This is a genomic window from Spirillospora sp. NPDC047418, assembly GCF_040643275.1.
GTDB lineage: Bacteria > Actinomycetota > Actinomycetes > Streptosporangiales > Streptosporangiaceae > Spirillospora.
This window is the reverse complement of the sequence record NZ_JBEYTW010000046.1, coordinates 1-12,799: the sequence shown is the minus strand read 5'-3', so window position 1 is coordinate 12,799 and position 12,799 is coordinate 1. Positions and strand designations below refer to the sequence as shown.

The window sequence follows — 12,799 nt, the reverse complement described above, 5'->3', positions numbered from 1 at the left end:
GGTCGTCACGGTCTGTGCTAGGGCAGCCGTTGAAGGAGTGAAAAGGAGGCGTTGATCATGTCCAATCCCATCGTCGTCGGCGCCGATGGCTCGGCGCCGTCCGAGCACGCGGTGGCCTGGGCAGCCGATGAGGCGGCCCGGTACAAGAGCGACCTGAGAATCGTCCACGCCATTGAGAAATGGCCGTTCGACGTGCCGCTGACCCTCGCGCCCGGTGAGGCGGGCTCGCTCTCCCGCACGGGGAGCGAGGTGCTTGCGGGCGCCGAGCGCGTCGCCCACGCCCGCCGGCCCGGGGTGCAGGTGAGTGTCGAACTGGCGTCCGGACGGACCGTCCAGGTGCTGGCCGAGCACTCCAGGGAGTCGTTCGAGCTGGTGGTGGGGCACCGCGGCCTGGGCGGGTTCGCCGGGCTCCTGCTGGGGTCGGTCGGGCTCGGAGTGGTCCGGAACGCCGCGTCCCCGATGGTGCTCGTACGCGGCGAGCCGGCGGCTGAGCGGGGCGAGATCGCCGTGGGCATCGGCCTCGGAGACGATGGCGCGGCCCTGGAGTACGCCTTCCGGGCCGCCGCTGCCCGTAACGCCAGACTGCGGGTCGTGCACGCCTGGCCGTTCCCCGAAGCGCTGGACGAGCCCGGAGCGGGGGGCGACCTGCGGCGCATCGAGGAGCGGGCGCGGTGGCGCGTCATCGAGGCGCACGCCCCGATGCGCAAGTACCACCCGGGCGTGGACATCGTCCAGGACAACCCCGCCGCCGCCCTCGTCGCCGCGTCCCGCGACGTCGACCTGGTGATCGCCGGCACGCACCCGCGCACGGGCCTGCCGGTGGCGCGCAGCCACGCGGTGACGCACGCCCTCATCCACCACGCACACTGCCCGGTCGCGGTCGTCCCCTGTCCCGCCGGGGTGTGAAGCCGACGTGCCGATGGCTACGGCCTGTGCTCCGGCCTACACCGGCAGAAGCTTGATGGACACGCCTGTTCAGTGAAAATGTACTTCCTGAGCAGCGCCGGAGCCGTCCTCGTCAAGAAGCCGCGGCCTGCGGATCGCGGGCGGTTTTTCGTCCCCATCCTGGTGTCGTTCATGGCCCCGTGCTCCACCTTCGCCGGCACCGACGGCGGAGGCCAATGCCACGGGGTCAGATGGCGTCCGCCCCTCCTGCAGGTGATGCCAGACCTTGGCCCGGGCGCGGTCTTGGCCGGTGCTGCGGGCGACGAACACGACGGGGCAGGGGGCGTGGCGCAGGCAGGCAGCCCGGACCGGCCTCATCTCACTTCGGGCGCGAACGGGGACGGAGGGCATCGAACCGAGTCCTCGATGCGATGCCCTCCGCCCGCCGGTCTCACTTCTCGACGGTGATCCGCTTGGCCTCGGCCTTGGCGGCCTTGGGCATCGGCACGCGGACGGTGAGGATGCCCTTGTCGTAGGACGCCTTGATGGCGTCGATCTCGGTGGCGGCCGGGAGGGTGAATGACCGGGTGAAGGAGCCGTAGTGGAACTCCGACCGGTGGCCCTCCTTCTTCTCCTCGTGGCGCTCGGCGTGGATGCGCAGGACGCCTCCGGTGACGGTGATCTCGACGTCCTTGTCGGGGTCGATGCCGGGCAGTTCGGCGCGGATGACGTGGTCGCCCTCGTCGATGTAGTTCTCGACCCGCATGGCCTGGCCGGTCCCGGTGCGGAACGCGGTGAGCGGCGACTCGATCCAGTCGAACAGTTCGGGGAAGATGCCGCGCGTTTCGCGCCGCTCCAGTGCGCTCATGGTGCCTCCCTCGGCTCGAATCTGAGCGACACCCACGGGTGGGGAGCATGGTGGGCATTCGGATGCTTCCGCTCCTCATCGGTGGGATGCACCTTCATGTTTCCGCTGGAAGCGGATCGTCCCCACGGCCATGAGTCACCCGCCGCCGGGACCAAAGTCATCCCGTGTCGGCCCCTGCCGGGTCAGGCGCCGGGTGGTGTCGTCCGGCCATGCAGCAAGGGGCTCTCCCACGATGCGCCCGGGGGGATTTGGATGTCCTCGTCCGCGTAGCGGATGTGGATGGGGGAGGCGGCACCGGGTCGGAGGGTCACGCGGACCAGGTCCTGCCGGCAGGTCAGGTCGATGCCCCAGTGGCCCCGGTAGCGGAGGCCGAGGCGGAGTTCGCCGATCGCCGAGGGCAGCCGCGGCTCCAGGCGCAGGGTGCCGCCGCGGGTGGTGATTCCTGCGTGGCAGCGCTGGAGCAGGTCGACGGTGCCCGCCATCGCACCCAGGTGGACACCTTCGGGGGTGGTGCCGTGCTGGGCGTCGGTGATGTCGCTGAACAGCGATTCCAGAAAGATCCGCCAGGCCTCGTCCCCGTCGGTGCGGGCGAGGATCCAGGCGTGCACCAGTGAGCTGAGCGTGGAACCGTCGCTGGTGCGCGGCAAGTAGTAGGCGATGGTCCTGGCGGCCAGGGCAGGGCCGTGCTCGTAGCCGAGTTGCCGCAAGATGTCGTCGAGTTCGCCAGGGGACAGGACGTAGAAGAGCATGAGCACGTCGGCCTGCTTGGAGGCCTTGTAGCGGTTGGTGGAGTCGCCTTCGGCTTCGAGGATGCGGTCCAGCCTCCGGATGTCGCCGTACCGCTCGCGATAGCCGGCCCAGTCGAGTTCGGGCAGGTCGGCGTAGCCGTCGAACTGGCTGATCACGCCGTCGTGGAACGGGACGTACATCTTGCGTGCGACGTCCTCGAACCGGGTGATCTCCTCGCGGGTCAGGGCGAGGCGTTCCCGCAGTTCCACGCGGCGGTCTTCGGGCAGCAGGGCGAGCGCATCGAGGGCCCGGCGCAGCACCCAGACGGTGAGGACGTTGGTGTAGGCGTTGTCGTCCAGGCCGGGCTCGTCGCGTCTGGGGTAGGCGTCGTGGTACTCGTCGGGGCCCATGACGCCGCGGATCTGGTACCGGTCGGTGGAGCGGTCGTAGGCGGCCAGGTCGGCGAAGAACCGGGCGATCTCCAGCATGGTCTCGGTGCCGTACTCGGCGAGGAACCCGGTGTCCCCGGTCGCCTCGTAGTAGCGCCACACGTTGTGGGCGATGGTCAGCCCGACGTGGCGCTGCACGTGGGAGTGGTCGGGCAGCCAGCGGCCGGAACGCGGGTTGAGGTGGATGCGCTGGGTCTCCTCGCGGCCGTCGGCCGCGCTCTGCCACGGGTACATCGCCCCGCTGTGCCCGGCATCGGTCGCCGCATGGCGCGCCGCGGGCAGGCGCCGCCACCGGTACATCAGCAGCGCGCGGGCGATCTCGGGGAACCGCATGGTCAGGAACGGCAGGATGAACAGCTCGTCCCAGAAGACGTGGCCGCGGTAGGCCTCGCCGTGCAGGCCGCGGGCGGGGACACCGACGTCGAGGTCGACGCTGTGCTCCGACACCGTCTGCAGCAGATGGAAGATGTGCAGGTTCAGAACGCGCTGCACCTCGATCTGATCGACGCTCAGCTGGCAGCGCCGCCACAGCCTGGACCACGCCAGTGTGTGCCTCTCCAGCAGGGTGTCGAAGCCGCCCGCGCCGGCGGCGGCCGCCAGGGCCGCCTGGCCGTGCTCTTCGATGGCGCGGTCGCGGGAGGTGAACACGGCGGCGACCTTCTCCACAGTGACCGGCACGCCCTCGTCGGCGTCCACGGTGAGGTCCTGGCCCGTCCAGCCGTCCTCGGCGCGATGGCCCCGCTCGACCGGCGGGCGGACGCGGGTGCGGGCCGCCACGGCGACACCGATCTTGGATGAAACGGTCGAAGCGCGGAGCAGGAGCAGCTCTGGATCACTCGGCTGCGGGCTCTTCTCATGCGTCAGGTGCGCGTTGGGCAGGTTCCGGTACCGCTCCACTCCGGAGTTGACGACGCGTCCGTCCACCGCCGAGGTGATCTCGATCGGGCCGCTCCAGTCCTCGGCCACGATCGTGGTCTCCAGCGCGGCCAGGTGGGGATCGTCCATCGACACGATCCGGCGCTGGGCCACTCGCGTCGTCCGCCCTTGCGCGTCACGCACCCGGACCAGCCGGGTCAGCACGCCGCGCCGCAGATCGAGCTCCTGCCTATACGACAGCAGGCGCTCGTCCCGCTGGGCGCGGTCCAGGTCGAACCAGGCGCCGCCCGCGGCGCGGAAGGTCAGCGGCAGCCAGTTCGGCATGTTGACCAGGTCGGCGTTGTGGGTGTGCCGCCCGTCCATCTCCGCCGGCAGGCGGTCGTAGCAGCCTGCGATGTAGGTCCCCGGATAGTGGACGCCGTCGGCGGACGACTCGGGAGCGGCGCCCCGGGTGGCGAAGTAGCCGTTGCCCAAGGTGCACAGGGCTTCCCGCAGCCCCTCGGCTTCAGGGGTGTAGTCGTCATAGGACAGGATCCACCGTTCCATGGTGACCTCTCGCAGTTTCGCAGGGCCTTCCGCAGGGCATTCCCGGCACCGCCACGTTCTCACCAGGCGTCCCTCCCGGGCAGTGCCGGACGACCCGCCCGCCCTGGGACCTTGGGCCCCTCCAACGCGTGCGCGGCCTGCCAAGACTGGAACTGTGTCCATGGCTTGAGGAAGGGGACGGGCGGATGACCACACTGATACGGACCCAGCGGCCGAACATCCTGTTCGGGTATGACGGGACCGAGGAGAACGAGCCCGCGCTGCGTTGGGCGGCAGAGGAGTCCCGCCTGCGTGAACTCAACCTGATCGTGTGCCATTGCTGGCATTGGCCCTATCCACCGGGATACGTGGACGCCGGTGTTGAGGTGATCGTCCAGCGAGCCGGTGAGAACCTGCTACGCGAAGGCGCCCAGCGAGCCCGCGACCTGGGAGCGGGCGGCAAAGTCTCCACGCTGCTCAGACGCGAACCCGTCACCGAAACACTCGTGCACGAGTCCGACGACGCGGAGCTGATCGTCGTTGGTTCCCACGAGCGGGACCAGCTGCTCGCCGGATCCACGGCGGTGCAACTGCCGGCGCGGACGCGGCGCCCTGTGATCGCCGTCCGCGACACCGGCGGACGGCACGGACTCATCGTGGCCGGCGTCGACGGATCAGCCGGCGCGGATGCGGCCCTGGGCTTCGCGATCGAGGAGGCCGCCCTCCGCGACTCCGACCTGCGCGTGGTCTACGGCGCCTGGGAACCCGGCGCCGTCCTCGAGGCCGACCTGCCCCTGTTCACCGACAAGAACAAGCTCTTCGAGACGCGCGCCGCCATGCTGGACAAGGCGGTCCAGCCGTGGAGACAGCGTTACCCGGAGGTCGGCGTGCAGGTATCACTGCTGCTGGAGCGTCCCCGCGAGGCCCTGCTGGCGGCGGCCACGGACGCCGATCTGCTGGTGGTGGGCGATCGCGGCACCGGAAGCCTGGATCCGCTGCTGCTGGGCGCGACGAGTTCGACCATGCTGCACCACGCTCCGTGCGCGGTGGCGATCGTCCCGCAGCCGCGGCAGGTCACGCGGCGTGCCGCCTGACCGTGTCGCCGAGCCCTGGGGCGCGGACGCCGGACCCGGGGCGCGACGGGTTCGCTCAGTCGGGTGCCAAGGTGCTGTGGCCCGGGTGGGCCGGCGGGGTACTCGGCAGTATCGGTTCGATGCGGTAGAGGGACGGCATGCCGCCTCTGGGCGGGGCGATGTCGCGTTCCAGCCCGGCGAGTGCGGCGATCAGGTCTCGGGCGGTGATCAGGCCCACTAGCCGACCGTGGTCGCTTGTGACCGGTACGTAGTCGGTGCTGGATTCGAGCATGGCGCGTGCCGCTTCGCGGATGGTGGCCGATGGCCGCACCGTCGCGGGCGGCCGGGACGGCAGGAGGCTCGTCACGGGCCGGCGGGCATGCTGCGGGACGGCGGCGTTCCACGCCGAGGTGAGCGTCTGCGCGTCGAGGACGCCGAGGAAGCCGCCCTCGTCGTCGGTGACTGGTAGATGATGCACCTCGGCCTTGCACATCAGCTCCCAGGCCATCAGCACCGACTCGCTCGCGGCGATGGTGAGCAGGTCCCGGGTCATCACGTCGGCGGCGGGGCGCTGTTCCAGCGGCGGGTGCGCGGTCATGCTCTTCCTCCCGGTGATCTCGGCCTTGTCGGGCCTTGCGCGTCGGGTCTCTGCGTCGGGTCTGCTGGGACGGCAGAGGTCAGGCGCGGATGTTGGGACTGCGTAGCTTGGCCAGCCGCTCCTCGTACTCCTCGGTGCCGATCTCGCCGCGTGCGTAGCGCTCGGCGAGGATCTCGCGGGCGTGCTCCAGCCCCGCCGTCGCAGAACTCGGCGTGGGGGCGCGGTGCGGTGTCGCGGCTCGGACGACCAGCCATGCCGCCGCGCCGATCACGATGACCCAGAACAGGACCATCGCCGTCCCCCACAGCCACATCCAGCCGGACCAGCCGCCGTTTCCCATGTGTCCCCAGCCGCCGCCGGGGGCGGCGGCCACGAGGGCGTATCCGATGTTCATGACCGCACCTCCTTCTGCCTCCAGCCTGCTATCCCGGCCAGAGCACACCCAGGGCCGAAGGTCCTGCGCATCGGCGGACCCATGCCCCTGAATCCGGCGCCCCCGACCAATGAGGCTTGAAAGCCAGGAGGTGACCTCAATGGACGGACGTGCTGTTCTGGTGGGGTTCGACGCCTCACCGGCGGCCGAACGCGCAGTGCGCTGGGCGGCTGCTGAGGCGTCCCTGCGGGGGGTGCCCCTGCTGGTCTGCCACGCATGGACCTGGCCCTACCCGCTGACTCCGCGGGACCAGGACACGCTGGAGATCGTCCAGGGAATGGCGGCTCTGGCCCTCGACGAGGGTGTCCGGCTCGCCTGTCGGATCGCTCCGGACCTGGACGTCCGGCCGCTGCTGGTCAAGGGCACGCCGCCCGGGGCGCTCCTGGAGGCGTCGGCGGACGCGGCGCTGATCGTGATCGGTGCCCGAGGGGCGGGCGGATTCGACAAGCTGCCGATCGGCTCCACGGCCCTGCATGTTCCCGCGCATGCAGATCGACCCGTGGTCGTCGTGCCCGCCCATGAACGGCGGCCGGCCGCGCGGATCGTCGTGGGCATCGACGGTTCGCCGGCGAGTGAGGCCGCACTGCGATTCGCCCTGCGGGAGGCCAGGCTCCGCAATGCCACGGTCACGTTGGTGTGCGCGTGGTGGGATCCCGCCGCGCTGCCCGGCCCCGAACGGCTGCCGTTCACCGACCCCGAAGCCATCAAGAAGCAGGCCAAGGTGCGGTTCGCCGCTGCGGTGGAGCCGTGCCTGGCCGCCTATCCCGATGTCGCCGTGGAACGCCGGTTCGTCATGGAACGCGCCCAGCGCGTCCTGGCCGACAACGCCCGGGACGCGCTGCTGCTCGTGGTCGGCGATCGCGGGATCGGATCGTCCCCCAGAACCCTGCTCGGCGCGGTCACCCGTGCCGTGCTGCACGAGGCGCCGAGCCCCATCGCGGTCGTCCATGAGCGCGACCCGAACATCGAGGAGTCGTCATGATCCGAGTACTGGTGGCGTACGCCTCCGAACGCGGAGGCACCGCCGAGGTCGCCGACTGGATCGGCGCCGCGCTGCGACGGGCGGGTGTGGAGCCCGATGTGCGTCCGGCTGGGGAGGTCCCGGACCTGGACGGGTACGACGCCGTCGTCGTCGGCGGCGCGCTGTACGAGGGGCGCTGGCATCGGGAGGCGCGCCGCTTCGTCCGGCATCACGCCAGCGGCTTGGCGCACCGGCCGGTGTGGCTGTTCAGCAGCGGCCCGCTGGACCACACCGCGCGGGAGCGCACGATCGAGCCCGTTCCGGGCGTCGCCAAGTTCGCCGACCGGCTGCACGCCCGCGGCCACGCCACCTTCGGCGGACGCCTGGCCCCGGACGCCCGGGGCTTCCTGGCGTCCAAGATCGCCAAACGGATGAGCGGCGACTACCGGGACCGTGACCAGGTCGCGGAGTGGGCCGCCGGCATCGCCCGCGAGCTGCGGAGGGTCACCGTATGAACAAGATCGTCGTTGGGACGGACGGCTCGGAGCCGAGCCTGCTCGCGATCGACTGGGCCGCCGCCGAGGCAACCCGCAGAGGCGCGGCGCTGCACGTGGTGTACGCCGTCGCCCCGTGGCTGTTCGACGTCCCGGACGACCTGGGAGCGGCGCAGGTCAGGAAGCAGATGCTGCGCGACGGCCAGGGAATCGTCGACGCCGGCGTGACCCGCGCCCGTGGGCGGTTGCCCGGCCTGGATGTGACGGGGGAGCAGACCGGCGGGCAGCCCGCCAAGGTCCTCATCGAGCAGTCCCGGGACGCGCTCATGCTCGTGACCGGCCCGCGCGGCGCGGGCGGCCTCTCCGGCCTCGTCCTGGGCTCGGTGGCGATGCAGGTCGCCGCGCACGCGCCCTGCCCCGCGGTGGTCGTCCGCGCCTTCCGACCGTCCGGCCACGGCGAGATCGTGGTCGGCGTCGACGGGGCGCCGGCCGGAGCCGATGCGACCGGGTTCGCCTTCGAGGAGGTGTCCGTGCGCGGGGTTCGGCTGCGGGCACTGCTGGCCTGGACGCATCCCGTCTCCACCGGACCCGGCGACATGCTTCCGCTGGTCTACAACCCCGAGAGCCTCGCCGCCGACGAACAGCGCCTTCTCGCCGAGTCACTCGCCGGGTGGCGGGCGAAGTACCCCGATGTCGAGGTCGTGGCCGAGGCCGTCCGGGGCAGGGCCGCGCGCGTCCTGGCCGAAGCGTCCGTGCACGCCGATCTGCTGGTCGTGGGTTCGCGCGGGCGCGGCGGATTCACCGGGCTGCTGCTGGGGTCGGTCGGCCACGCGATGCTCCTGCGCGCGCACTGCCCGGTCGCCATCGTCCCCGGACGCCCCTGAGCGGCCCTACTCGTGCCTTTTCCTGGAATCGGCCTTGAGCTGGGCGGCGAGGGCGGCGGCCTGGGTGCGGCGGCTCATGCCGAGCTTGGCGAAGATGTTGGAGATGTAGTTCTTGACGGTCTTCTCGGCCAGGAAGAGGCGCTCGCCGATCTGCCGGTTGGTCAGGCCCTCGCCGATGAGGTCGAAGATGTGGCGCTCCTGCTCGGTCAGGCTCTTGAGCGGGTCCTGCTTGTCCTGCCGGTCGCGCAGGCGCTGCAGCATGCGGGCGGTGGAGCGGGGGTCGAGCAGGGACTGGCCGGTGGCGACGGTGCGGACGGCGCCGACCAGGTCCGAGCCGTGGATCTGCTTGAGGACGTAGCCGGCCGCCCCGGCCATGACGGCCTCGAACAGGGCGTCCTCGTCGTCGAAGGAGGTCAGCATCAGGCAGGCCAGGTCGGGCATCTGGGAGCGGAGCTCGCGGCAGACGCCGACGCCGTCGCCGTCGGGCAGCCGGACGTCCAGCACCGCCACGTCGGGACGGGCGGCCGGGATGCGGGCGAGGGCGTGCTCGGCGGTGCCGGCCTCTCCGACGATCTCGATGTCGTCCTCGGCCGACAGCAGCGCGGCCACCCCGCGGCGGACGACCTCGTGATCGTCCAGCAGGAACACCCGGATGGGGCCGGTGACATCACGGCTCGGACTGGTCATTGCAGCATTCCCCTGCCTTTCCCGCAATGCCTGAACGTTACCCGGTCGGTGAGGATCGCCACCGGGAGCACGGGGACCGGTCGATACGGAGGTCTCTGCCACAGCGGACCTTCGTCCCGGCAGTTACCCCGACTTTCGGGGCATGAATGAGGACAGCCGACCTCGAAGGGAGCGACCATGCAGTACAGCAACGCGGTAAGCCCGTCCGAGCAGGTGCTGGCCGATGCCCGCAAGGCCGTCGAGGATGCGGTGTGGGCCCCTTCGGTGCACAACACCCAGCCATGGCGGTTCGGCCTGCACGGGGCACGGATCAGCCTGAGCGCCGACATCGACCGCCGCCTCGACGTGGCGGATCCGGACGGCCGCGAAATGATGATCAGCTGTGGCGCCGCGCTCTACAACCTGAAGACCTCGCTGCGCGCGTTCGGGTACATCCCGGGTGTGCGGCTGCTGCCCGACCCAGATCGCCCGCACCTGCTGGCCGACATCGACCTAGAGCCGGGCGAGCCCCCGGACCAGCAGACCCTGCGTGAGCATGCGCAGATCCGGCGGCGCCGCACCCACCGGGGCGGATTCCGCTCCGACCCGGTGCCCGCCGGGGTCCTGGCGGCCATGCGGCACGACGCCGAGCGCGAGGGGGCCCGGCTGGTCGAGGCCGTGGACGCCCACGTCAAGGGGGCCTTGGCGGCCTTGACCGAGGCGGCCGAGCACGTCCAGCAGCGCACTCCGGCGCATAAGGCGGAGATCGCCCGCTGGGCACCCTCGCCCCGGACGTCCAGGGCCGACGGCGTCCAGGAGAGCGCCTACCCGCAGCGGACCCCGCAGACCACGCCGCACTTCCCGGCCCGGGACTTCGCTCGCGGCCACGGGTGGGGTGCGCAGAGCACGCAGGACGAGGAAAAGGCGCTGGCCGGGTTGACGTTGCTGCTGGTCTCCGGCGGCGATGAGCCCGCCGACTGGCTGCGCGCGGGGCAGGCCCTGCAGCGTGTACTCCTGAGGGCCACCGAACGCGACCTGGCAGCGGCCTTCCACACGCAGGCCCTCGAAGTGCCCGAGTTGCGTGCCTTCATCAAGACCGGCTTCTGCGGCGGCGCTCACCCGCAGATGCTGCTGCGCCTCGGCGTCCCCGCAGCGGAGGAGCTGGGAACGGTCCGCCGCCCCGTCGGGGAAGTGATCGAAGAGACATGACCGCATGGTCGGTGTCGTTGATCCAGGGCTGACATTACCGGTGTCGCCGGGAATACTGGGCGTATGGCCGACGAACCCCGAGCCGGTGAAGATCGGGCGAGGCTCGTTCTCCCGCAGCTGCAGTTGGACGACCTGCTGACCGAGTTGCAGACACGGCTGGAGGCCGCGCGGGCGACGCGTGACCGCGTGCACGCGCTGCTGGAGGCCGTGGTCTCCATCGGCAGCGAACTCGATCTTGAGTCGGTGCTGCGGCGCATCACCGAGGCGGCGACCACGCTGGTCGACGCGCGGTACGGCGCCCTCGGCGTGATCGCTGAGGAAGGGGAGCGGCTCGTCCAGTTCATCACGGTGGGGGCGAGCGAGGACGAGATCGACGCGATCGGGCACTGGCCGCACGGGCACGGCATCCTGGGCCTGCTCATCCGCGAGCCACGTGCCATCCGGCTCGCGGACCTGGGCGAGCATGCCGACTCCGTAGGGTTCCCGGTGAACCATCCGCCGATGCGGACGTTCCTGGGGGTGCCGATCCTCGTGCGGGACGAGGTGTTCGGCAACTTGTACCTGACCGAGAAGGCCGGCGGCGGCGAGTTCGAGGACGAGGACGAGGTCGTGGTGACCGCGCTGGCGACGGCGGCCGGTGTGGCGATCGAGAACGCCCGGCTGTACCAGGAGACGCGGCGCCGCGAACATTGGCTGCAGGCGTCCACGGAAATCTCCACGGCGCTGCTGTCGGGTACCGACCCGCACGATGTGACCGCGCTGGTGGCGCAGCGCGCTCGCGAGATAACCGAAGCGGGCCTGGCGACGGTGGCGCTGGCCGACGAGGACGGGCGGAAATTCTTGGTGGAGGCGGCGCACGGCGACGGCGGCGAGCGGCTGGAGGGCCTGCGAATCCCCCTGGACCACTCGGTGGCCGGCCCGGTGTTCACCGAGGGCGTCTCACTGCGGTTGACCGACGGGGGCAAGGCGGCCCGCGAGGCTCAGGTGCCGACTCAGGTGCCGGTGGGCCCGCTGCTGGCGGTTCCGCTGGGCGTCGGTGAGGCCGCGCGCGGGGTGATCTCCGTGGTCAATCCACCAGGCGGCGCGGTGTTCTCCGAGGGGGCGCAGCGGCTGCTGGAGGCGTTCGCGGGGCAGGCGGCGGTGGCGCTGGAACTGGCCCACCGGCGCCGTGACACTGAGCGGCTGGCGCTGCTGGAGGACCGCGACCGGATCGCCAAGGACCTGCACGACACCGTCATCCAGCGGCTGTTCGCCACGGCGATGACGCTGATGGCCGCCATCAAGATCACGCAGAAGCGGGAGGTCGCGGTCCGGATCCAGCGGGCGGTGGACGACCTGGACGACACCATGCGCCAGATCCGCTCGACGATCTTCGCGCTGCAGGCGCCGGCCGACACCGAATCGCTGCGCAGCCGCGTGCATGCCCTCGTGGACGCCGCCGCCGAACAGTTGGGGTTCGCCCCATCTGTGCGGCTGGACGGGCTGCTGGACACCGCGGTCGACGACGACTGCGGCGAACATCTGCAGGCTGTCGTCCGCGAGGCCCTGTCCAACGTCGCCCGCCACGCCCACGCATCCCAGGTCACCGTGGCGATCGACGTCCACGACGACCTGCTCCTCCGCGTCGAGGACAACGGCGTCGGCATCCCCGAAGAGGGCCGCCGCAGCGGCCTGCGCAACATGGCCGAAAGGGCAGAGAAGCTGGGCGGCTCCTTTACCGCCGAACCCCGCCCGGACGGCGGCACGGTCCTCACCTGGCAGGCACCGCTCAAGGAAGCCTGATTGGTGCCGACCGACAACTTCCGCGGCCATTGAGCCTCGCAGATAGAGCATCCCGGCACGTGGGCGGCGGTGGCGCCGGAACACCGGCCCATAGCAGGACGCCCGCCGCAGGGCGGGCGTCCTTGGCGATTGCCGTTGGTCACTTCAGGAAGGGGAGCCTTTCGACCAGGCGGGTCGTGCTCCACCAGCGGCCGAGGCCCAGGGTGTCGCCGGCGCTGACCAGGGCCAGTCCGACGATGAGGATCGCGTAGATGATGTGGTCGTCCATGAAGAGGTTGTTCTCCGGGGGCAGGACCGCCGTCCACATCAGGACCAGCAGTGCCGCGCCGCCGGCGGCGGCGACCCGCATCCCGATGCCGAGGATCAG

12 protein-coding genes and 1 pseudogene are annotated in these 12,799 nt (G+C 71.1%); 7 read left to right on the top strand and 6 right to left on the bottom strand.

The window, feature by feature from the left end; all coding sequences use genetic code 11:
• Positions 1 to 57 precede the first annotated feature (57 nt).
• Positions 58 to 906 (top strand): universal stress protein, encoded by an 849-nt coding sequence (locus ABZ806_RS25935; RefSeq protein ID WP_500219982.1) that lies wholly within the window; start codon positions 58 to 60, stop codon positions 904 to 906.
• Between the two features lie 430 nt (positions 907 to 1,336).
• Here ABZ806_RS25935 and ABZ806_RS25930 read toward each other — a convergent pair whose 3' ends face one another.
• Both ABZ806_RS25930 and ABZ806_RS25925 read right to left on the bottom strand, forming a co-directional pair.
• The gene (locus ABZ806_RS25930) at positions 1,337 to 1,753 is read right to left on the bottom strand and encodes an Hsp20/alpha crystallin family protein (RefSeq protein ID WP_500219981.1); all 417 of its coding nucleotides are present in this window, start codon (positions 1,751 to 1,753) and stop codon (positions 1,337 to 1,339) included.
• A gap of 182 nt (positions 1,754 to 1,935) precedes the next feature.
• Complete coding sequence (locus ABZ806_RS25925; RefSeq protein ID WP_500219980.1) at positions 1,936 to 4,353, bottom strand: glycoside hydrolase family 65 protein; 2,418 nt, start codon at positions 4,351 to 4,353, stop codon at positions 1,936 to 1,938.
• Positions 4,354 to 4,538: 185 nt separating this feature from the next.
• On the opposite strand from ABZ806_RS25925, the gene ABZ806_RS25920 reads away from it, so the two are divergent.
• Positions 4,539 to 5,426, top strand: coding sequence for a universal stress protein (locus tag ABZ806_RS25920; RefSeq protein WP_500219979.1), 888 nt, complete (start codon positions 4,539 to 4,541; stop codon positions 5,424 to 5,426).
• A gap of 55 nt (positions 5,427 to 5,481) precedes the next feature.
• Here ABZ806_RS25920 and ABZ806_RS25915 read toward each other — a convergent pair whose 3' ends face one another.
• A complete protein-coding gene (locus ABZ806_RS25915; RefSeq protein ID WP_500219978.1) occupies positions 5,482 to 6,003 on the bottom strand; it encodes a CBS domain-containing protein in 522 nt (173 codons plus the stop codon).
• Between the two features lie 79 nt (positions 6,004 to 6,082).
• Positions 6,083 to 6,397: an SHOCT domain-containing protein gene (locus tag ABZ806_RS25910; RefSeq protein ID WP_500219977.1), complete on the bottom strand. Its 315-nt coding sequence runs from the start codon at positions 6,395 to 6,397 to the stop codon at positions 6,083 to 6,085.
• Between the two features lie 139 nt (positions 6,398 to 6,536).
• Between ABZ806_RS25910 and ABZ806_RS25905 the strand changes: the two genes are divergently transcribed.
• Genes ABZ806_RS25905 through ABZ806_RS25895 form a run of 3 tightly spaced genes read left to right on the top strand, consistent with a single transcriptional unit; the run spans position 6,537 to position 8,775 of the window.
• Positions 6,537 to 7,418 (top strand): universal stress protein, encoded by an 882-nt coding sequence (locus ABZ806_RS25905; RefSeq protein WP_500219976.1) that lies wholly within the window; start codon positions 6,537 to 6,539, stop codon positions 7,416 to 7,418.
• Positions 7,415 to 7,912 carry a flavodoxin domain-containing protein gene (locus tag ABZ806_RS25900; RefSeq protein WP_500219975.1) on the top strand — a complete coding sequence of 166 codons (498 nt, stop codon included), beginning with the start codon at positions 7,415 to 7,417 and terminating at the stop codon, positions 7,910 to 7,912. Before ABZ806_RS25905 ends, ABZ806_RS25900 begins: the two co-directional genes overlap by 4 nt.
• Positions 7,909 to 8,775, top strand: a complete 867-nt coding sequence (locus ABZ806_RS25895; RefSeq protein ID WP_500219974.1) for a universal stress protein — start codon at positions 7,909 to 7,911, stop codon at positions 8,773 to 8,775. Before ABZ806_RS25900 ends, ABZ806_RS25895 begins: the two co-directional genes overlap by 4 nt.
• Positions 8,776 to 8,781: 6 nt before the next feature.
• Here ABZ806_RS25895 and ABZ806_RS25890 read toward each other — a convergent pair whose 3' ends face one another.
• Positions 8,782 to 9,462 carry a response regulator transcription factor gene (locus tag ABZ806_RS25890; protein ID WP_500219973.1) on the bottom strand — a complete coding sequence of 227 codons (681 nt, stop codon included), beginning with the start codon at positions 9,460 to 9,462 and terminating at the stop codon, positions 8,782 to 8,784.
• A gap of 177 nt (positions 9,463 to 9,639) precedes the next feature.
• Here ABZ806_RS25890 and ABZ806_RS25885 point away from each other — a divergent pair, with 177 nt between their 5' ends.
• Together ABZ806_RS25885 and ABZ806_RS25880 are read left to right on the top strand one after the other, a co-directional pair.
• On the top strand, positions 9,640 to 10,650 hold the full coding sequence (locus ABZ806_RS25885) for an Acg family FMN-binding oxidoreductase (RefSeq protein WP_500219972.1): 1,011 nt from the start codon (positions 9,640 to 9,642) through the stop codon (positions 10,648 to 10,650).
• A gap of 63 nt (positions 10,651 to 10,713) precedes the next feature.
• Positions 10,714 to 12,432 (top strand): sensor histidine kinase, encoded by a 1,719-nt coding sequence (locus tag ABZ806_RS25880; RefSeq protein ID WP_500219971.1) that lies wholly within the window; start codon positions 10,714 to 10,716, stop codon positions 12,430 to 12,432.
• Positions 12,433 to 12,571: 139 nt separating this feature from the next.
• Here ABZ806_RS25880 and ABZ806_RS25875 read toward each other — a convergent pair.
• Positions 12,572 to 12,799 (bottom strand): annotated as a pseudogene (locus tag ABZ806_RS25875) (hypothetical protein); the annotation flags it as partial.